This is a genomic window from Alistipes dispar (assembly GCF_006542685.1).
In the GTDB taxonomy this organism is placed as follows: Bacteria; Bacteroidota; Bacteroidia; order Bacteroidales; family Rikenellaceae; genus Alistipes; species Alistipes dispar.
Genome location: NZ_AP019736.1, coordinates 2,941,583 through 2,962,376 on the forward strand (window position 1 = coordinate 2,941,583; position 20,794 = coordinate 2,962,376).

At 64.5% G+C, this 20,794-nt stretch carries 19 protein-coding genes; 13 read left to right on the forward strand and 6 right to left on the reverse strand.

All coding sequences use genetic code 11. From position 1 onward, the window contains the following. Nucleotides 1-2: 2 nt before the first annotated feature. From FME97_RS12270 to FME97_RS12280, 3 genes are read left to right on the forward strand one after another with little or no spacing between them, the layout of a single operon-like run. A complete protein-coding gene (locus FME97_RS12270; protein WP_141429888.1) occupies nt 3-989 on the forward strand; it encodes a D-alanine--D-alanine ligase in 987 nt (328 codons plus the stop codon). After that, nucleotides 986-1,558: a DUF3109 family protein gene (locus tag FME97_RS12275; RefSeq protein ID WP_141429889.1), complete on the forward strand. Its 573-nt coding sequence runs from the start codon at nt 986-988 to the stop codon at nt 1,556-1,558. The genes FME97_RS12270 and FME97_RS12275 overlap by 4 nt, the downstream gene beginning before the upstream one ends. Before the next feature lie 19 nt (nt 1,559-1,577). Next, entirely contained in the window at nt 1,578-2,777 is a 1,200-nt protein-coding gene (locus FME97_RS12280) for a peptidoglycan DD-metalloendopeptidase family protein (protein WP_141429890.1), read from the forward strand. 142 nt (nt 2,778-2,919) lie between these two features. Here the strand turns inward: FME97_RS12280 and proC are convergent, their stop codons facing one another. From proC to FME97_RS12295, 3 genes are all read right to left on the reverse strand, one after another. Next, complete coding sequence (gene proC / locus FME97_RS12285) at nt 2,920-3,702, reverse strand: pyrroline-5-carboxylate reductase (protein ID WP_141429891.1); 783 nt, start codon at nt 3,700-3,702, stop codon at nt 2,920-2,922. 33 nt (nt 3,703-3,735) lie between these two features. Next, nucleotides 3,736-4,404, reverse strand: a complete 669-nt coding sequence (locus FME97_RS12290; protein WP_141429892.1) for a YggS family pyridoxal phosphate-dependent enzyme — start codon at nt 4,402-4,404, stop codon at nt 3,736-3,738. Between the two features lie 76 nt (nt 4,405-4,480). Beyond that, nucleotides 4,481-5,722, reverse strand: coding sequence for a WD40-like domain containing protein (locus tag FME97_RS12295; protein ID WP_141429893.1), 1,242 nt, complete (start codon nt 5,720-5,722; stop codon nt 4,481-4,483). 144 nt (nt 5,723-5,866) lie between these two features. Between FME97_RS12295 and FME97_RS12300 the strand changes: the two genes are divergently transcribed. Both FME97_RS12300 and lpdA read left to right on the forward strand, forming a co-directional pair. Then, nucleotides 5,867-7,567 (forward strand): C69 family dipeptidase, encoded by a 1,701-nt coding sequence (locus FME97_RS12300; RefSeq protein ID WP_141429894.1) that lies wholly within the window; start codon nt 5,867-5,869, stop codon nt 7,565-7,567. 10 nt (nt 7,568-7,577) lie between these two features. Next, complete coding sequence (gene lpdA, locus FME97_RS12305; RefSeq protein WP_141429895.1) at nt 7,578-8,954, forward strand: dihydrolipoyl dehydrogenase; 1,377 nt, start codon at nt 7,578-7,580, stop codon at nt 8,952-8,954. 57 nt (nt 8,955-9,011) lie between these two features. On the opposite strand, the gene FME97_RS12310 is transcribed toward lpdA, so the two are convergent. Together FME97_RS12310 and truA are read right to left on the reverse strand one after the other, a co-directional pair. Further along, nucleotides 9,012-9,200 (reverse strand): hypothetical protein, encoded by a 189-nt coding sequence (locus FME97_RS12310; protein ID WP_141429896.1) that lies wholly within the window; start codon nt 9,198-9,200, stop codon nt 9,012-9,014. Beyond that, nucleotides 9,197-9,976: a tRNA pseudouridine(38-40) synthase TruA gene (gene truA, locus FME97_RS12315; RefSeq protein ID WP_141429897.1), complete on the reverse strand. Its 780-nt coding sequence runs from the start codon at nt 9,974-9,976 to the stop codon at nt 9,197-9,199. Before truA ends, FME97_RS12310 begins: the two co-directional genes overlap by 4 nt. A 320-nt stretch (nt 9,977-10,296) precedes the next feature. Here truA and dapB point away from each other — a divergent pair, with 320 nt between their 5' ends. The 8 genes from dapB to FME97_RS12355 are packed head-to-tail and all read left to right on the forward strand — an operon-like array spanning nt 10,297 to nt 18,722. Beyond that, nucleotides 10,297-11,061: a 4-hydroxy-tetrahydrodipicolinate reductase gene (gene dapB, locus FME97_RS12320; RefSeq protein WP_141429898.1), complete on the forward strand. Its 765-nt coding sequence runs from the start codon at nt 10,297-10,299 to the stop codon at nt 11,059-11,061. A gap of 10 nt (nt 11,062-11,071) precedes the next feature. Next, nucleotides 11,072-12,427, forward strand: a complete 1,356-nt coding sequence (gene lepB / locus FME97_RS12325; protein ID WP_141429899.1) for a signal peptidase I — start codon at nt 11,072-11,074, stop codon at nt 12,425-12,427. Between the two features lies 1 nt (nt 12,428). Next, the gene (locus FME97_RS12330) at nt 12,429-13,067 is read left to right on the forward strand and encodes an IMPACT family protein (RefSeq protein ID WP_141429900.1); all 639 of its coding nucleotides are present in this window, start codon (nt 12,429-12,431) and stop codon (nt 13,065-13,067) included. A 9-nt stretch (nt 13,068-13,076) separates the two neighbouring features. Further along, nucleotides 13,077-15,863, forward strand: coding sequence for an excinuclease ABC subunit UvrA (gene uvrA / locus FME97_RS12335; protein ID WP_141429901.1), 2,787 nt, complete (start codon nt 13,077-13,079; stop codon nt 15,861-15,863). 11 nt (nt 15,864-15,874) lie between these two features. Then, nucleotides 15,875-17,095: a M16 family metallopeptidase gene (locus FME97_RS12340; RefSeq protein WP_141429902.1), complete on the forward strand. Its 1,221-nt coding sequence runs from the start codon at nt 15,875-15,877 to the stop codon at nt 17,093-17,095. Between the two features lie 52 nt (nt 17,096-17,147). Beyond that, entirely contained in the window at nt 17,148-17,747 is a 600-nt protein-coding gene (locus FME97_RS12345; protein ID WP_141429903.1) for a type 1 glutamine amidotransferase family protein, read from the forward strand. A 1-nt stretch (nt 17,748) separates the two neighbouring features. Further along, on the forward strand, nt 17,749-18,396 hold the full coding sequence (locus FME97_RS12350) for an O-methyltransferase (RefSeq protein WP_141429904.1): 648 nt from the start codon (nt 17,749-17,751) through the stop codon (nt 18,394-18,396). Nucleotides 18,397-18,398: 2 nt separating this feature from the next. Beyond that, entirely contained in the window at nt 18,399-18,722 is a 324-nt protein-coding gene (locus FME97_RS12355; RefSeq protein WP_141429905.1) for a nucleotide pyrophosphohydrolase, read from the forward strand. A 100-nt stretch (nt 18,723-18,822) separates the two neighbouring features. Here the strand turns inward: FME97_RS12355 and FME97_RS12360 are convergent, their stop codons facing one another. Continuing rightward, nucleotides 18,823-20,565 carry a phospho-sugar mutase gene (locus FME97_RS12360; protein WP_141429906.1) on the reverse strand — a complete coding sequence of 581 codons (1,743 nt, stop codon included), beginning with the start codon at nt 20,563-20,565 and terminating at the stop codon, nt 18,823-18,825. Nucleotides 20,566-20,794: the final 229 nt, after the last annotated feature.

Consider the following 20,794-nt stretch of genomic DNA (forward strand, 5'->3'; position numbering starts at 1 on the left):
CGATGGAAAAACTGAAAATAGCACTCCTTGCGGGCGGCGACTCGCCCGAAAGGGAGATCGCCCTGCAAAGCGCCGCACAGATCGCCGCGGCGCTGGACCGCGGGAAATACGACGTCACGGTAATCGACCTGCATCGCCGCGACTGGCACTACACGGCGCCGGACGGGCGGCAGTGGCAGGTGGACAAGACCGACTTCTCGCTCACCGTGGAAGGCGAGCGGCGGGAGTTCGACTACGCGCTCGTCATCATCCACGGCACGCCCGGCGAGGACGGCAGGCTGCAAGGCTACCTCGACATGATGGGCATTCCCTATTCGTCGTGCTCGATGGTCTCGTCGGTCATCACCTTCGACAAGATCACCACCAAGCGCACGCTCGCGGGACGCGGCATCAACCTCGCCCGCGAGGTGTTCCTCCGCCGGGGCGAGGCGTTCGATGCGGCGCGGATCGTCGCCGACTTGGGGCTGCCCCTCTTCGTGAAACCCAACGCCAACGGCTCGTCGTTCGGCGTCACGAAAGTCCACACCCCCGAAGAGCTGCCCGCGGCCATCGCCGCGGCCTTCGCTCAGGGAGACGAAATCCTCGTCGAAGAGTGCATCGCGGGCCGCGAAATGGGATGCGGCGTGATGATCGCCGGCGGGAAGGAGTACCTCTTCCCCATCACGGAGATCATCCCCCGCAAGGAGTTCTTCGACTACGAAGCCAAATACACCGCCGGACGCTCCGAGGAGATCACCCCGGCCGACATCGCCCCCGAAGTGAAGGCCGAGCTGAACCGCATGACCCTCGAGGCGTACAGAACCTGCCGCTGCTCGGGCGTCGTACGGGTGGATTTCATCGTCACGCCCGAAGGCAGGCCCTATTTCATCGAGCTGAACTCGATCCCCGGCATGAGTGCGGGCAGCATCGTCCCCAAGCAGGTCCGCGCAATGGGCATGACCCTCGGGGAGCTGTTCGACATCGTTATCGACGACACCCGCCGCAAATGATCGAGATCGACGACAAAATCGTGAGCGCCGACCTGCTGCGCGAATGCTTCGCCTGCGACATCGCGCGCTGCAAGGGCATCTGCTGCGTGGAGGGGAACGCCGGTGCGCCGCTCGAGGAGGACGAGGAGACGATCCTCGAAAGCGAATACCCGCATTACAGACCCTACATGACGTCCGAGGGAATCGCCGCCGTCGAACGGCAGGGATTCATGGTCGTGGACGAGGAGGGGGACTATACCACGCCGCTGGTCGCCGGCGCCGAGTGCGCCTACGCCTATACGGAGAACGGCACGACGCTCTGCGCCATCGAAAAGGCGTGGCTGGAGGGCCGCACGACCTTCCGCAAGCCGATCTCGTGCCACCTCTATCCGATCCGCCTCATGCGCTTCTCGAACGGGACGGTCGGGCTCAACTACCACCGCTGGTCGGTCTGCGCCCCGGCGCGCGAATGCGGCGCGAAACTGGGCATCCCGGTTTACAAGGCGCTGCGCGAACCGATCGTCCGCCGCTTCGGCGAGGAGTTCTACCGCGCGCTGGAGGCCGCCGAAGAGTTACTGAAAAAACAATGAAACAACGAAAACACCGCGTATGAAAAAATACCTGCTGTTGTTCGCCGCTCTCTCGCTGGCCTCCGCCGCGACGGCGCGCAACCCCCGGAAAACCTCCCGTGCGGCCCGCCTGCAGGCCGCCGAAGCCGCTGCGGATTCGCTCCGCGCCGTCACGACCCGCCAGGCCGCCGTAATCGACTCGCTGCAATGCATCGCCGTATGCCCCGAGGAGGAGGAGTGCGCCCCGGCCGAAGAGCCGCGGCGGGCGGAGCCCGACCCGCGCACGCCCGAACAGATCGCCGCGGATTCCGTGGCCGACATGCGCCGCCGCATGGAGCGCAAGGAGATCCGCTCGACGTTCGACACGGAATCCCTGACGGTGATCGACACGCTCGATTCGGGCAACGAGGCCCTCTACGTCGTCCTGTTCAGCGACAACTCGTGGAAATACGTCCGCAACCGCGAGGTGGCGAAGGACAGCACGATCTTCGAAAAATACTGGGACACGAAGTCGCTTTTCCCGTACAGCAGCGTCACGAAAGCCGACATTCCCGAATCGGTCGTCGTGACGCTCGTGGACTCGGCCTCGGGATTCCACTATCCCTACAAAGGTGCGGTCAATCCGCGCGGCAAGTTCGGCCTGCGCCGCGGACGGCGGCATCAGGGCGTCGATCTGCCGCTCCGCATGCGCGACACGATCTACGCCACCTTCTGCGGCCGCGTGCGCATCTCGCAAACCGTCCGGGGGTATGGCAACCTGGTCATCATCCGCCATGACAACGGACTGGAGACCTACTACGGCCACCTCGCCGAACGGCTCGTCGAGCCGAACCAGTGGGTCGAGGCGGGGGAGGTCATCGGACTGGGCGGTTCGACGGGCCGTTCGACCGGACCGCATCTCCACTTCGAGACCCGCTACTACGGCCAGTCGTTCGATCCCGAACGGCTGATCGACTTCAAGCGCGGCATCCTCAACCGGGAGGTTTTCCTGCTCAAACGGTCGTTCCTGAGCATCTACTCCAACGCCGGGCAGGATTTCGACGACGAGGAGGCCAACGAGAAGCAGGACAAACAAGAGGCCGCCGAACGGGCCGCCATGCGCTACCACAAGATCCGCTCGGGCGACACGCTGGGCCATCTGGCCGTGAAATACGGAACCACGGTGAAGCGGATCTGCGCGCTGAACGGCATCAAGCCCACGACCACGCTGCGCATCGGCCGCACACTGCGCGTGCGGTGATCCCCCGGCCGCCGGGGCATACGGAAAGAGGCCGTACGGCGAATTCGGATCTTACGGAATCATCCCCGTCAGAGATACTCTGACGGGGATGATTCCGTTTGCAGAGACTCGCAGGACAGCCTCTTCTTTCCCGATGCACGCCTCAGCGTTTTCCTTCGATCGCATCTACGGCGTCGATCACCGCGCCGCGGAATCCGCGGCGCTCCAGCTCGGCCACGCCGCGGATCGTCGTGCCGCCCGGCGAGCAGACGGCGTCCTTCATCGCCCCGGGATGCGTACCGGAGGCCAGTTGCAGTTTTCCCGTACCGACGATCATCTGGCTCGCCATGCGGTAGGCGTCGGCACGCGGAATGCCGTGCATGACGGCCGCATCGGCGAGCGCCTCGACGAACATCGCCGCGAAGGCCGGACCGCAGCCGCAGACCGTCCCGGCGACGCCCAGCAGCGGGGTATCGACCTGTAGCACCAGTCCGACGTGCGACAACAGCCGCTCGACGGACCGCCACGCCTCCTCCGAAAGCGAATGCCGCCTTTCGCAGACGACGATCCCTTCGCCGACGGCGACCGGCGTATTGGGCACGGTCGAGAGGTGCTGCGTGCCGGGCGCCAGCATCCGCTCGTAGTCCTCGAACGTCACGCCGGCGGCCACCGACACCACGATTTTGTGCCGCAGCGCCTCCCTCAGGGGGCCGACGACCGGTCCGACCTGCCCGGGCTTCACGGCCACGATCACCATGTCGGCGAACCGGACCGTCTCCGCGGCATCGCGGAAGGCCCGGAATCCGTCCGGCTCCGTATTGCGGCGCAGTTTGTCGTAATCGCGGGCGCAGGCCCCGATCTGTTCCGGGCGCACCGCCTGTGTCCCGGCAAGGCCGCGGGCGAGCGCCTGCGCCATGTTTCCGAATCCGATAAATCCGATCTGCATGAGAACCGCCTTTTTGCTGAATGACCTGTATATCTACTTCTCCGAATAGTCCCGCTCGCCGAAGATGAGCGACCCCACGCGCACCATCGTCGCGCCGCATTCGACGGCCAGCGGATAGTCGTGCGACATCCCCATCGAAAGGGTGTCGAAGCGCGCGCCGAAATAGGGGCGCAACAGTTCGAAGCAGCGTCTCAGTTCGCCGAAATCCCGGCGGATCACCGCCTCGTCGTCCGTATTGGTGGCGATGCCCATCACCCCGCGCACGCAGAGGTCCGGCATCCGCACGAAGGGTGCGGTCCGCACGTAGTCCATCAGCTCGCCGATATTCCATCCCGTCTTGGTCTCCTCCTCGGCGACATGTATTTCGAGCAGGATGTCGATCGTCCGGCCGCACTTCGCGGCCTCCTTCTGAATCGCCTCGGCCAGCCGTGCGCTGTCCACCGAATGAATCAGCCGGACGAACGGCGCGATATACTTGACCTTGTTGGTCTGCAAATGGCCGATCATGTGCCACTCGATGTCCTTCGGCAGCGCCTCGTACTTCTCCCGCAGCTCCTGCGGCCGGCTCTCGCCGAAGATGCGGTGTCCCGCTTCGTAGGCTTCGCGGATCAGCTCCGCAGGATGGGTTTTCGACACGGCCACGAGCGTCACCCGCTCGGGAAGCGACCGTCTCACACAGGCGATTTGACTTGCAACAGACATAATTCCGATTTTTAACCGGGTAAAATTACGCAAATTTCGTACAACGGGGAAACGCACGCCGGAAAAATCGCACCCGCTACCGCGCCAAGACGATCTCCGAACAGGGCAGTTCACCGCCAGGCAGCCGCCTCCACGTCCCCGTCGGCAGGTCGCAGACCCATATCGCACCCCGGCCCTCCGGACCGGCGAGCGCCCACAGCTCCTGCGTCGCACCGTTCTCCGACAGCAGCGCCACCGCCCTGCGCACCGGTTCCTCCAGCCGGGCGAACGGCTCCCCCAGCCGCATCGTCCGCACGTCGAACGGGCGCAGCTCGCTGCCTCCGGCATCCGAGACGACGTATCCGCCGACCAGGCGAAACGTCTCCGAATCCGACCCGCGCTCCAGCATCGCAAAGGGAATCAGCGCCCCGGCACGGACAGGACCGCCCACCGCGACGCCTCCTCCGTAGGCCGCCAGCACGACGGGAGCGAAGGTTCCGTCTCCGAGGTCGGCCGCAAGCAGCAGCCGGGGACCGCCCGCCGAGGTGAAGACGAACGGCGCCCCGGTCAGCATCCCGGGTTCCAGCCCCTCGGGAAGCCGCCAGCAGTAGGGTATCCCGGCGGAGGAGCGCGTAAGCCCCGCCTGCCTCAGGCAGAGCCGGCCGCCGTCCGTCGTCAGCACGGCGGCCGACGAGGGGAGCAGCCCGGCCGTCACGCAACCCCGAAGCTCCGGGGCGGACCAGTAACGCATCGTCAGATCGTAGCGGCAGCCGACCCGCTCCCCGGACTCCTCCGAGATGCAGAACAGCCGGTTCGACCCCGGCTCATTGACCGCACACCGGATCCTGCCGCCCGTCCGCCGGGCGATCTCCTTCGTCGATCCGCTCCGCATGTCGATCCGCACGAGCGACGCATGGCCCGCACCGGAACCGACGACACCGTAGAGCGAATACTCCTGCGGAGGACGCCCGTCCGACACCGCGATCCGGCCGAGCGACTGACGGTCGCCCCGGCGGAAGAGCAGCACCTCGACCGTCGAGGCGGGGTAGCCGCCCGGAGCCAGGAACGTAAGGCTCCGCCCGGTGCGCGCCGTGACGACGCCCCGTACGCCGAGAGCCGAGCCCTCCTCCAGCGCCTCGCCCTCGAGGGGCCAGCGGATTTCGAACATGATTTCGTCGTCGGATTCGAATCCCGACGCCGCGACGGTCACTTCGTCGCCGGGCGAAAAAGGCCCCGCCGGGAGCGAGACGTCCCGGACGAACGCTTCGGACCGCCCGAGACGCTCCGAGCAGGCCGCCGCAAACAGCGCGCAGAGCAGCACGCCTGAAATAACACGCATAACTTACTGATTATAAATACATACTCCCGCCACGGGGGGGGGTAACGCCGGAATGCGAATCCTCCGCATACGGGACAAATATACCGATTTTTTGCCGTTCCGGAATAGTTTTCTATCTTTACGGAGGCAAAACACGCAAGTCCTATGAAAAATATCCGAACGATTCTCGCGGCGGCGGCGATGCTCTCCTACGGAGCGGCGGCCGCATGCACCAACTTCATCGTCACGAAAGGAGCCTCGACCGACGGATCGGTGATGGTCTCCTATGCGGCCGACTCCCACTCGCTCTACGGCGCCCTCTACCACTCGGCAGGCGGCAAACACTCCCAGGGAGCGATCCTGCCCATCTACGAATGGGACACGGGACGTTACCTCACGGACATTCCACAGGCAGGCGAGAGCTATTCGACCGTCGGCAACATGAACGAACATTCGCTCATCATCGCCGAGACGACCTTCGGCGGCCGCGAGGAGCTGGCCGACCCGGCCGGACTGATGGATTACGGCTCGCTCATCTACATCACGCTGCAACGCGCCAAAACCGCCCGCGAGGCGATCGGAGTGATCGTCGAGCTGGCCAACACCTACGGCTACGCCTCGAGCGGCGAATCGTTCTCGATCGCCGATCCCGGGGAGGCATGGATCATGGAACTGATCGGCAAGGGCAGCAAGCCCGACACCGCGGGCATCAACACGCGCAAGGGCATCGTCTGGGTAGCGCGCCGCATTCCCGACGGCTACGTGTCGGCCCATGCCAACCAGTCGCGCATCACGACCTTCCCGCTCGACGACCCCGAGAACTGCCTCTACGCGCCCGATGTCATCGACTTCGCCCGCGAAATGGGCTACTTCGAAGGCGAAGACGCCGACTTCAGCTTCTGCGACGCCTACGGCCCGGCCGACTTCGGCACGGTGCGCGGCTGCGACGCCCGCGTGTGGGCCTTCTTCCGCACCGTGGCCGACGGCATGGACGCCTACGAACAATACGCCATGGGCTACGACATGCAGAACCGGATGCCGCTATGGGTCAAACCCCGTGCGAAGGTATCGCCCAAGACCGTCTTCGACTGCATGCGCGATCACTACGAGGGAACCCCGATGGACATGACCCGGGACCTCGGCGCCGGTGGACACAACTGCCCGTACCGCTGGCGGCCGATGACCTTCGAGGTGGACGGCGAGGAGTACCTCAACGAACGCGCGACGGCCACGCAGCAGACCGGCTTCTGGTTCGTGGGACAGGCCCGCGCCGACGCCGGGCCCGACATGGGCATCCTCTGGTTCGGCGTGGACGACGCCGCCACTTCGTGCCTCACGCCGATCTACTGCTCGGTGCAGGAGGTCCCCGAGTGCTTCCGCGAGGGGAACGGCTCGATGCTCGAATACTCGCCCACATCGGCCTTCTGGCTCTTCAACCGCGTGACGAACTTCGCCTACATGCGCTACGACATGATCGCGGCCGATATCCGCAAGGTGACCGACGCCTGGGAGAATGGACTGCTCGAGGAGGTCCGCGGAGTGGACGCCCGGGCCGGGGAGTTCGAGACGGCGGCCGCACGCCGGCGCTACCTCACGCGCTTCAGCGTCGGGAAGGCCCAGGAGCTGTTCGCCCGCTGGTCGAAGCTCGACCGCTACCTCATGGTCAAATACATGGACGGCAACGTGAAGAGCGAGCACGGCGACGTGCTGGCGTTCCTCGACAGCGACGCCCCGATGGCCCAGCACTTCGTGGAGAACGGCAACGGCCGGCAGATTCCCGACAAGATCCGGTTCCCGGGCTACAACGAGAAGTGGAAGCGCGCCGTGGCGGCCGACAACGGCAAGATACTGAAAGTGGTAAAATAATTTCCGTCCTATGAAATACGACATCCTCATCGTCGGCAGCGGACCGGGCGGCTACGTGGCCGCGATCCGCGCCGCACAGTTGGGCCGCCGCGTGGCGCTCGTTGAACGCGCCGAGGCAGGAGGCGTCTGCCTCAACTGGGGCTGCATCCCCACCAAAGCGCTGCTCAAGAGCGCACAGGTTTACGGCTATTGCCGCAATGCCGGCCACTACGGGCTGGAGCTCACGGGCGAAGTGCGCCCCGACCCGGAAAAGATCGTCGCCCGCTCGCGCGGCGTGGCCGAAACCATGTCCAAAGGGGTGCAGTTCCTGCTCCGGAAGAACAACATCGACCTGATTCCCGGTTTCGGACGTCTCACGGCTCCGGGCCGTCTCGACGTGGAGGGCACGACCTACGAGGCCGACCACATCATCCTCGCCACGGGAGCACGGCCGCGCGAGCTGCCGTTCCTGCCCGCGGACGGCGAGCACATCGTCACCTCGCGCGAGGCGCTGACGCTCGGCAGGCTGCCCGAATCGCTCGTCGTGGTCGGTTCGGGAGCCATCGGCAGCGAGTTCGCATGGTTCTACGCGACGCTCGGCGTCCGCGTGACGGTCGTCGAATACCTGCCGCGCATGCTGCCGCTCGAAGACGAGGAGGTGTCGAAAGCCATGGAGCGCTCGTTCCGCAAACTGCGCGCCGCGGTGCTCACCTCGACGACCGTCAAGGGCGTGAAGATCACGTCCGAAGGCATGTGCGAGGTGGAAATCGAAGGCAGGAAAGGCCCGGAAACGCTCGTGGCCGAGAAGGTGCTCTCGGCCGTGGGCATACAAGCCAACATCGAGGGAATCGGACTCGAGGAGCTGGGCGTGGCCGTCGAACGCGGCAAGGTGACGGTGGACCCGTATTACCGCACCAGCGTCCCGGGCATCTACGCCATCGGCGACATCGTACCCGGCCCGGCGCTGGCGCATGTCGCCTCGGCCGAAGGCATCTGCTGCGTAGAAGCCATCTGCGGGCTGAACCCCGATCCGGTGGACTACACGACCGTTCCTTCGTGCGTCTTCACGCAGCCCGAGGTGGCGTCGGTGGGCATGACCGAGCAGGAGGCGCGCGAGCGCGGCATCGAATACAAGGTCGGACGCTTCCCCTTCACCGCTTCGGGCAAGGCGACGGCGGCCGGCGACCGCGACGGCTTCGTCAAGCTGCTCTTCGACGCCGACGAGCGCCTGCTCGGCGCGCACCTCGTGGGCGCATCGGTCACGGAGATGCTCGCCGAACCGACGCTGGCCCGGCATCTGGGCGCGACGGCCCACCGGATAGCACGCACGATCCATGCCCACCCGACGATGAACGAAGGGATCATGGAGGCGGCCGAAGCGGCCCTCGGCGCGGCGATACACCTGTAAAGACTGCCGTCCGCGGCAAAAGAAAAGGGAGGTCCGGAGACCTCCCTTTTTTCCCGCTTACCTGAACCACGCTTCGAGGCGGTCGCGGCCGTAGAAATAGTAGCCCGCGAGCCCCACCCAGCTCGTCAGCAGCACCAGCACCGAGGCGATGACCTTGCCGGCGGTGGAAATGTTCTTCTTGAAAATGTCGAGTACGCACCAGATCGTGCAGACGACCCCGACCAACCAAATCAACGTTCCTATCATAACAAATCGCATTTAGTGAAACACCTACGTTCGAAAACCTCCGCAGGGTAGCGCACGTCGCTCAAAAACAACCCCTGCGCGGGCGCTCCGGCACTCGACCTCGCCAGGTCGCGGCTCTCCACGATGGAGCGGAAATCCTCCGGCGTGTACCGTCCGCGGCCGACATCGACCAGCGTGCCGACGATCGCCCGCACCATGTTACGCAAAAACCGGTCCGCACGGATCGTAAAACAGAGCCGTCCGTCGGCATCGGTCCGCCAGCGGGCCTGCATGACGCGACATATATTGGTCCTGTTGTTGGAGTTGAGCTTGGCGAAGGAGGTGAAATCCCGGAATCCGGGCAGCATCTCCGCCGCGCGGTTCATCCGCTCCACGTCGAGCGGCACGTAATACTGCCACGTCATGTGGCGCGTGAAGGGGTTCTTGCGGGGCTCGATCAGGTAGATGTACTCCCGCTCGCAGGCATGGAAGCGCGCATGGGCGTCGTCCGCCACGGGGGTCATGCCGCTCACCGCAATATCGCCCGGCAGCAGGAAATTGAGCTTATAGACCGTCTGCACGGGATCGGCCACGGGCTGCGGCACGTCGAAGTGCGCCACGTAGTAGGAGGCGTTCACCCCCGTATCGGTGCGCCCGGCGCCCGTCACTTCGACCCGCCCGCGCAGGAGCGTGGCGAGCGCCCCTTCGAGCGTCTGCTGCACCGACGGCCGGTCGGGCTGCCGCTGCCAGCCGCAGTAGGCCGCACCGTTGTACCTGAGTTCGAGAAAATAACGCATCGTCCAAAAAATCAGGACCCGGCACGGTCCGGATACGGAGCGGGAAACCGTATGCCCGCCCGTTCCCGCCGAAACGCGGCGCCGTCCGGGTGTCGCAGGCAAAGATAGGAAAAATTCCGGTCCGCACCGCAAAATCCGCGGCGGCGCATTTTCCGCCGCATCTCCGGCATCGCGCCGCACACATACCATAACCGCCCGCCGCGACGTTCGAAATTCAAATAAATTCGTATCTTTGCGTGCGGATAAACCGCCGCGGACCGGAAGGCGTCCCGCAACGGAGCCGGACCGTACGTCCGCGCAGATATGAATACGAGAGAAACATGAAAGCAGCCATCATAGGATACGGCAAGATGGGCCGTGAAATCGAACGGATCCTGCACGAGCGGGGCCACGAGGCCGCGCTCGTCATCGACACGGAGAACGCCGCCGAACTCGATGCGGAGCACCTGCGTGGAATCGACGTGGCGCTGGAGTTCACCACTCCGGCGACCGCCTACCGGAATATCCGCACCTGCATCGAATGCGGCGTGGCGGTCGTGAGCGGCACGACGGGCTGGACCGACCGCCTGCCCGAACTGCAGGCGCTGTGCCGCGAACGGGGCGGGGCGCTGTTCTACGCCTCGAACTACTGCCTCGGAGTCAATCTCATGTTCCGCCTCAACCGCTGCCTCGCGGAGATGATGAACCGTGTCGGCGGCTACGACGTACGCATCGGGGAGGTGCACCATACGCAGAAGAAGGACGCCCCGAGCGGTACGGCCATCACGCTGGCCGAAGGGATCGTCGAGAACCTCGACGCCAAGCGGGGTTGGGTGAACTACGCCCCGGGCATCGCCCACGCGGCGAACCGCGTGGAGCGCAGCGAAGAGACGCCCGCCGACTGCGTGGAAATCCGCTCCGTGCGCGAAGGGGAGGTCCCGGGCGTCCATACCGTCACCTACGAATCGGCGGACGACGTGCTGGAGATCCGCCACACGATCCGGAACCGCCGCACGCTGGCCGCCGGAGCGGTCACGGCGGCCGAATTTCTCTGCGGCAAGCGGGGCGTATTCGGCATGGACGACCTGTTGCAACAATCGAAATAACCGACACAAGATGGGAAAAATCAAGGCTTTCTTCCGAAACAAGTGGGTGGGATTCACCCTCGCCGCACTGCTCTATACGCTCTGGTTCGTGGTCTGGACGGGCAACCTCTGGCTGCTGCTCGGACTTCCGGTTATCTACGACCTCTACGTCTCGCGCCTCTTCTACCGCTACGTCTGGAGCCGCAACCGGCGCATGTGCGAACGCAGCAAGACCTACAAGGCGGTTTACGAGTGGGTGAACGCCATCGTCTTCGCCACGGTGGTGGCGACGCTGGTGCATATCTTCGTCTTCCAGATGTACGTCATCCCCACCTCGTCGATGGAAAAGTCGCTGCTCGTGGGCGACTACCTCTACGTGAGCAAGGTGACCTACGGCCCGCAGATGCCCAACACGCCGCTCTCGTTCCCGTTCGTGCACCACACGATGCCCTTCTCCGAGACCAGGAAATCCTACTCCGAGGCGATCAAATGGCCCTACCACCGCCTCAAGGGGCTCCGCCGCATCGCGCGCAACGACGTGGTGGTATTCAACTTTCCGGCGGGCGACACGGTGCTGCTGGAAAACCAGGCCGTGACCTACTACGACGTGCTGCGCGGCTACGAGGAGTCGTTCGGCGCAGCGGAGGGGCGCAAACGCCTCGCGGAAAAGTACACGGTCGCAAGCCGTCCGGTCGATAAGCGCGAAAACTACATCAAGCGCTGCGTGGCCCTCCCGGGCGACTCGCTGGAAGTCCGCGACGGGCAGGTTTACGTGAACGGCACGGCGCAGGAGCCGATTCCGGGAGTGCAGTACACCTATCTGGTGCAGACCTCGGAACCCTTCACGCAATACGCCATCGACAACCTCGGGGTGACGGAGTACAGCGGCAACGGCTCGTCGTACTACATGGCCCTGACGGCCGAGGCCGCCGAGAAGGTGCGGGCGCTCAAAAACGTCATTTCGATCCGCCGCTACGTTTACACGCCCAACGACGACGTCTTCCCGCAGTGGGGCGAGGCACGCTGGAGCCAGGACAACTACGGCCCGGTCTGGATTCCGGCCCGGGGCGCCACGGTGCGGCTCACGACCGAGAACCTGCCGCTCTACCGCCGCATCATCGAAGCCTACGAAGGCCACACGCTGAAGGTCGCGGACGACGGGACGATCCTCATCGACGGCATGCCCGCCGCAGAGTACACCTTCGCGATGGACTACTACTGGATGATGGGCGACAACCGCCACAATTCGGCCGACTCGCGTTTCTGGGGATTCGTTCCCGAGGACCACATCGTCGGCAAGGCGTCGTTCGTCTGGCTGTCGCTCGACGCCTCCAAGCGCTTCCCGGCGAACATCCGCTGGGAACGGATATTCAAAAAGGTGCGGTAGGGTGGACGACGACCGTTATCTGACCGTGGACGGACCGGCCGAAGCGGCGTCGCGGGAGCGGAGCAGCAAGTTTCTCGCCTACATTTATCCCGTCCGCACGGAAGGGGAGATCCGCGAGCGGCTCGACGCGCTGCGCAAACGCTACTACGACGCCACGCACCACTGCTACGCCTGGCGGCTGGGGCCGCACGGCGAGACGTTCCGCGCCAACGACGACGGCGAGCCTTCGGGTACGGCCGGCAAGCCGATTCTCGGGCAGATGCTCTCGGCCGGAATCACGGACTGCCTCGTAGCGGTGGTCCGCTACTTCGGCGGCACGAAACTCGGCGTGCCGGGACTGATCGCCGCCTACCGCGAATCGGCTGCCGCGGCGATCGCCGCGGCCCGGATCGTCGAACGGACCGTGGACCGCGAAATCCGAGTCCGCTTCCCCTACGTGGCGATGAACGACATCATGCGGGTGGTCAAGGAGGAGCAGCCCCGCATCGGGGAGCAGACCTTCGACAACCTCTGCACGATGCGGCTCACGATCCGCGAAAGCCGCGCCGGACGGCTGGCCGAACGGCTGGAAAAGGCCGGAGGCAGCATCGGCGACGATACGACGACGCCCGGCCGGGAAGCGGCCGGGAAGAAGCTGTAACGAATGAGCATGAAACACGAAAATTCCATCCATATCAAGGGCGCGCGGGTGCACAACCTCAAAAACACCGAGGTCGAAATCCCGCATGACAAACTCGTGGTGGTCACGGGCCTTTCGGGTTCGGGAAAATCGACGCTGGCCTTCGACACGATCTTCGCCGAAGGGCAGCGGCGCTACGTCGAGAGCCTCTCGGCCTACGCCCGGCAATTCCTGGGCAAGATCAACAAGCCGGACGTGGACCTCATCACGGGCATCGCGCCGGCCATCGCCATCGAGCAGAAGGTCAATACGCGGAATCCCCGTTCGACCGTCGGCACGACCACCGAGATCTACGACTACCTCAAACTCCTCTACGCCCGCATCGGCCGCACCTTCTCGCCCGTCTCGGGCCGCGAAGTGCGCTGCTACAGCACGGACGACGTGGCGGAATACGTCCTCTCGCATGCCGGAGAGCGGGTCGTGATCGCCGCGCCGCTCACGCTCGCCGAGGGACAGGGACTCATCGAAAAGCTGACGCTGCTGCTCTCGGACGGCCTGATGCGCGTCCATACAGACGGCGAGGTGCGCCTGATCGAGGAGGTGCTGCCCGGCATCGGCCCCGACACGCGGGCCGACGGGATGCTGGCGGTGATCGACCGCCTGCGCGTGGCCGCGGACGACGACACGCAGACCCGCATCCGCGATTCGGTGGCACGCGCCTTCTCCTACGGCGACGGCCTCTGCACGATCCTCTTCCAAGGGGAACGGCGCGAGTTCTCGTCGCGCTTCGAAGCCGACGGCATCGAGTTCGAACGCCCGTCGGAGCACCTCTTCAGCTTCAACAACCCGCTCGGGGCGTGTCCCCGCTGCGAAGGATACGGCAAGGTCATCGGCATCGACGAGGACCTGGTGATTCCCGACAAGGGCAAGACGATCTACGAAGACGCCGTCGCCTGCTGGCGCGGCGAGACGATGCGCAAGTGGAAGGACCAGCTCGTGGAGAACGCCCCGAAGTTCGGCTTTCCCGTCCACACGCCGTTCCACGCCCTCACGCCGGAGCAGAAACGGCTGCTGTGGCGCGGCAACGAATACTTTCACGGGCTGGACGAATTCTTCGAGTACATCGACTCGGAGCGCCGCAAGATCCAGTTCCGCGTGATGAAGGCCCGCTACACGGGCAAGACCGTCTGCCCCGAGTGCGGCGGTTCGCGCCTCCGGAAGGAGGCGCTGTACGTCCGCGTCGGCGGCCGCACGATCGCCGAGCTGGTGACGATGCCCGTGGACGAGCTGATTCCCTTCTTCGGCGGCCTGCGGCTCGACGAGCACGACACGAAGACCGCCGCACGCATCCTCGTCGAAATCCGCAACCGCCTGCAATACCTCGCGGACGTGGGGCTGGGCTATCTGACGCTCGACCGTCTCTCCTCGACTCTCTCGGGCGGCGAAAGCCAGCGCATCAACCTCTCCACGTCGCTGGGCAGCAACCTCACCGGATCGCTCTACATCCTCGACGAGCCCTCCATCGGACTCCACCCGCGCGATACGAACCGCCTGATCAAGGTGCTCAAACAACTGCGCGACCTGGGCAACACCGTGATCGTCGTCGAACACGAGGAGGAGGTGATCCGCGCCGCGGACTGGATCGTGGACATCGGCCCCGAAGCGGGATACAACGGCGGCGAGGTGGTCTTCAGCGGCCCGCTGGAGCGGCTGCTCGAATGCTCCGGGAGCCTCACGGCCGACTACCTCACCGGACGCCGCTCGATCGCCGCTCCGACCGCGGTCCGCGGCTGGAGCCGCTCGATCGTCGTCCGCGGCGCCCGCGAACACAACCTGCGGAACGTGGACGTCCGCATCCCGCTGGGCGTCATGACCTGCATCACGGGGGTCAGCGGCTCGGGCAAGTCGTCGCTGGCCAAAGGCATCCTCTATCCGGCGCTGCGGCGCATGCTCTTCGACACGGGAGTCAAGCCGGGCGATTTCGACGGCATCGACGGCGACGTCGGCCTGCTCCGTTCGGTCGAAATGGTCGATCAAAACCCCATCGGCAAATCCTCGCGGTCGAATCCCGTGACCTACATAAAGGCCTACGACGAGATCCGCAAGCTCTTCGCCGACCAGCCCTATGCGCAGCACACGGGGCTCGGCGCCTCGGCCTTCTCGTTCAACATCGCCGGAGGCCGCTGCGAGGAGTGCCAGGGCGAGGGCGTCATCAAGGTCTCGATGCAGTTCATGGCCGACGTCGAACTGGTGTGCGAGGCGTGCGGCGGCAAGCGCTTCCGCGACGAAGTGCTCGAGGTGAAATACCGCGACAAGTCGATCTACGACGTGCTGGAAATGACCGTGGACGACGCCATCGCCTTCTTCGGCGAGGACAAAAAGAGCGCCGTCTGCCGCCGGATCGTCGAACGGCTCCAGCCGTTGCAGGACGTCGGACTGGGATACATCAAACTCGGACAGTCCTCCTCGACCCTCTCGGGCGGCGAGAGCCAGCGCGTGAAGCTCGCCTCGTTCCTCACGAAGGAGACCTCCGACGGCAGCATCCTGTTCATCTTCGACGAGCCGACGACGGGACTCCACTTCCACGACATATCGAAACTGCTGGCGGCGTTCAACGCCCTGATCGAACGGGGGCACACGATCGTGGTCGTGGAGCACAACATGGAGATCATCAAATGCGCCGACTGGGTCGTGGACCTCGGCCCCGAGGCGGGCACGGGAGGCGGCCGGGTCGTCTTCGAAGGCACGCCGCGCGCGCTGGAGGAGTGCCCCGAAAGCCATACGGGCGAGTTCCTGCGCCTGAGGACCAAACTCTGAGCCGAACGACCATGGAATTTTACACATACCGACTTCCGAACGGCATCCGGGGCATCCACCGGCAGGTGAAGGGCGCGGTGGCGCATTGCGCGCTGGTCGTGGACGCCGGGAGCCGCGACGAACGGACGGACGAATACGGACTGGCGCACTTCACCGAGCACGCCTTCTTCAAGGGGACGCAGCGGCGGCGCGCCTGGCAGGTGAACTGCCGCCTCGAAAACCTCGGCGGCGAGCTGAACGCCTTCACCACCAAGGAGGACACGACGATCCACGCCACGACGCTCCGCAGCGATTTTCCGAAGGCCGCCGAACTGATCGCCGACGTGGCGTTCCGCTCGGTCTATCCCGACCGGGAGCTGGAGCGCGAAAAGGAGGTCATCGCCGACGAAATCAACACCTACAAGGATTCGCCCGCCGACATGATCTACGACACGTTCGAAGACATGCTCTTCGCCGGGTCGGAGCTGGGGCACAACATCCTGGGCCGCAAGGCGGCGCTCATGCGCTACGACGGCGACGCGATCCGCCGCTTCACGGCCCGCACGCACACCACCGACCGGATGGTGTTCGCCTCGATCGGCAACATCCCGGCCCGGCAGGCCGAGGCGGTGGCCATGCGCTGCTTCGGCGGCGAACCCGCTACGGAACGCGGATTCGCACGGAGCGTCCCCGCCGCGACGGAGCCGTTCCGCAAAACGGTGTGCAGGCATACGCACCAGACCCACTGCATCGTCGGCTGCCGGGCCTGCGGCATCGGCGACGGGCGGCGGCTGCCGCTGGCCCTCGTAGTGAACATCCTCGGAGGACCGAGCGCCAACTCGCTGCTGAACACCACGATCCGCGAAAAACACGGGCTGTCGTACAACATCGAGGCCAGCTATACGCCTTACAGCGATGCGGGAATCGTGGCGATCTACTTCAGTTCGGACCACCACAACGCCGCGCGGTGCATCGAGCTCGTCGAGGAGCAACTGCACCGGCTCCGCACCCAGCCGCTCACGGCCCGGAGGCTCTCGATGGCCAAAAAGCAGTTCGTAGCCCAACTGGCGATCTCGAGCGAGAACAACGAAAGCTACATGCTCGGCGCGGGCAAAAGCCTGCTCGTCCACGACGAGGTGGACACGATGAAGGAGGTTTACGCCAAGATCCGCGCCCTGACGGCCGAACAGCTCATGGAAGCCGCGGCGGAGACCTTCTCCGGCACGTCGCGGCTCGTCTGGGGCGGCGAATAGGACAACACATCCGGCCGCCGCACGAAGGCGGCCGTACAAAACACGATACACGATGGACAGGAAAACGGTTTATTTCGTCCTGCTGGACGATTTCGCGGACTGGGAGGCGGCGTTTCTCGCCCCGGCCCTCCGCACAGGCGTCATGCCGGGCCGCGAAGGGCGGTACGAAGTGAAGTACGCAGCGCCGGGCGGGCGGACGGTGCATTCGCTGGGCGGACTGACCGTCACGCCGGACTGCGACACGACGACGCTGCCCGACGACTGCGCCGCGCTGGTGCTCGTCGGCGGCATGAGCTGGAGGAAACCCGAAGCCGAACCGGTCGCCGGTACGGTGCGCGAGGCGCTGTCGCGCGGTCTTACGGTCGGTGCGATCTGCAACGCCGTATCGTTCCTGGCGGCGCACGGGCTGCTCAACGACCGGCGCCACACGGGCAACACGCTCGCCATGCTGCGCGAGTGGGGCGGCGAACACTACACGGGCGAGGCGCTCTACGAGGAGCGGCAGGCCGTGCGCGACGGCCTTCTGGTGACGGCCAACGGTACGGGATACCTCGAATTCACGCGCGAATGCCTCGCGGCGCTCGAGGCCGACACCCCGGAGGCCATCGCCGCTTCGTATGCGTTCAACAAGGAGGGACTCTGCAAGGCATAGGATGGACGCGCTCGAACGTTACATTCACGACCTGTCGGCCCCCGAGGAGCCGCTGCTGCACGAACTGGACCGCGAGACGAATCTGCGGGCCGTGGCGCCGCGGATGCTCTCGGGACACATCCAGGGCCGGCTGCTGGAAATGCTCGTACGGATGGCGCAGCCGCAGCGGGTGCTCGAAATCGGCACGTTCACGGGGTATTCGGCCCTCTCGATGGCCGCAGGACTGGAGGAAGGAGCCGAACTGCACACCGTGGAGGTGGACGACGAACTGGAGGAGCTGGCGCAGTCCTACTTCGATCGCAGCCCCCACGGAAAGAAAATCCGGCTGCATATCGGCTCGGCGCTCGACGTCGCCCCGGCGCTGGGCGGCGTGTTCGACTTGGTGTTCATCGACGGCGACAAACGCGAGTACCCCGACTACTACCGCATGCTGCTGGGCGACCGGGACGGCCGGCCGCTGGTCCGCAGCGGCTCGGTGCTCATCGCCGACAACATCCTCTGGTCGGGCAAGGTCGTGGAGCCCGTCGCACGCCGGGACCGCCACACGCAGGCCGTCGTGGAGTTCAACCGGATGGTGGCCGAGGATCCGCGCGTGGAGAACGTCATTGTCCCGCTGCGCGACGGACTGAATCTGATAAGGGTCAAATAATCATGGAAATCAAAGAACTGCAAGAGCGCGTGGACGCCTGGATCAGGGAGTACGGCGTGCGCTACTTTTCGGAACTGACCAACATGGCCGTCCTCACCGAGGAGGTGGGGGAGTTGGCGCGCGTCATGGCCCGCCGCTACGGCGACCAGTCCTTCAAGGCGGGCGAGCGGGACAATCTGGCCGATGAAATGGCAGACGTACTGTGGGTGCTGGTCTGTCTGGCCAACCAGACGGGCGTGGACCTCACGGCCGCCGTAGAGGCCAACTTCGCCAAGAAGACCGCCCGCGACCGGGAGCGGCACAAAGAGAACGAAAAGCTGAAATAGCCCCCGAGGGCATCCCCGGCCGTGCAGAAACACCCTCTCGGAAACGACAAAAAGTCCCGGCTCTCACGAGCCGGGACACGATAACGGCAGGGTAGCGCTCCTACTCCAGCCTGAGGTCTTTCCTGATGCCCTCGATCTTGGCGTCGAGCGCGGCGAGCGTCCGCTCGTAATCGGCCACCGACGCCAGCGGAGCCTTCACGCCGAAATAGAACTTGATCTTGGGCTCCGTGCCCGAAGGACGCACCGAGACGGTCGTGCCGTCCTCGGTGAACCATTGCAGCACGTTGCTCGAATCCTGCTCGATGGGAGTTTTGGCCCCGGTCCGCACGTCGGTCTGCTCGAGCGACTGGAAGTCGTTGATCTTCACCACGGGCGATCCGACGATCGTCTTGGGCGGATCGGCACGGAAATCCGCCATCATTTTCTGGATCTGCTCGGCGCCCTCCTTGCCCTTGCGGACCACCGAAACCAGTCCCTCGCGGTAGAAGCCGTACTTCACGTAGAGCTGCTGCAACCACTCGTAGAGCGTCAGGCCCATCGTATCCATGGCCCACGCAGCCGCCTCGGCCGCCAGCGAACAGGCCGACACGGCGTCCTTGTCGCGCACGTAGTCGCCCGCCAGGTAGCCGAACGACTCCTCGCCGCCGCCGATATACTTCGCCTTGCCCTCGTTCTCGCGGATGATCTTGGCGATATACTTGAAGCCCGTGAGGCAGTCGTAGCACTTCACCTTGAAGAAGTCGGCCACGGCGTTGGCCATCTGCGACGTCACGATGGTCTTCACGACGTACTGGTTGCCGTCGAGCTCGCCGCGCTCGGCCCAGCGGGTCAACTGGTAGCTCAACAGCAGCACGAGAGTCTGGTTGCCGTTCAGCAGCACGTATTCGCCCTGCTTGTTGCGCAGCGCCACGCCGATACGGTCCGAATCGGGATCGGTGGCCAGCACCAGATCGGCGCCCTCCCTGGCCGCGAGGTCGATGGCCATGGACATCGTCTTGCGCTCCTCGGGATTCGGCGATTCGACGGTGGGGAAGTTGCCGTCGATGACCGACTGCTCCTCGACCATGATGACGTTGGTGAAGCCGAACTTGCGCAGCGAGGCGGGAACCAGCCTTACGCCGGCGCCGTGCATGGGCGAATAGACGATCTTCATGTCGCGGTATTTCCGCACGCTCTCGGGCGACAGCGACAGCTCGTGCACCTTATTCAAATAGATTTCGTCGAACTTCTCGTCGAGAATCGTGATATTCTCCGGATGCTTTCCGATGAGGACCTGATCGACGTCGGTGATCTTCTCCACCTCGGCGATGATGTTCCTGTCGTGGGGCGGGGTAACCTGCGCACCGTCGGTCCAGTAGGCCTTGTAGCCGTTGTACTCCTTGGGGTTGTGCGACGCCGTGACGACCACGCCCGAATGGCACTTCAGCTCGCGGATGGCGAAACTCAGCTCGGGTGTCGGACGCAGCGTGTCGAAAAGGTAAACCCTGAAGCCGTTCGAGGCGAAAATGTCGGCCACGCGCTCGGCGAACATCCGCGAATTGTTGCGGCTGTCGTGCGCCACGGCCACCCGCACCTGCTCGCCGGCGAAGGTGCGCTTCAGGTAGTTCGAAAGTCCCTGCGTGGCAGCGCCCACCGTATAGACGTTCATGCGGTTCGTCCCCACGCCCATGATGCCGCGCAGGCCGCCCGTACCGAACTCCAGGTCCTTGTAGAAGCTCTCGACGAGCTCCTTCATATCGTTCTCCATCAGGTACTTGACCTGCTTTTTCGTCTCTTCGTCATAATGACCGTCGAGCCATGCCTGGGCTTTCTTCAGCACCGTCTGTTCCAATTCATTTGCCATAATCCGTATTAGTTTTATTTATGATTCAATATCCGGACACTCCAAAATATTTATATGCAAATATACGGAATAAAATTCGAATATTCAATATCAGGGAGTTAAAAATAGGTCTCCGGAAACCGTTGTTTTTCTATATACAAAAAAGAGACATTTGCAACTGTTTTTCCGGAATCTTTTTGCGAAATTATTCACAACTTTGTCTGTCGAAAATGCGATACAATCACCCATC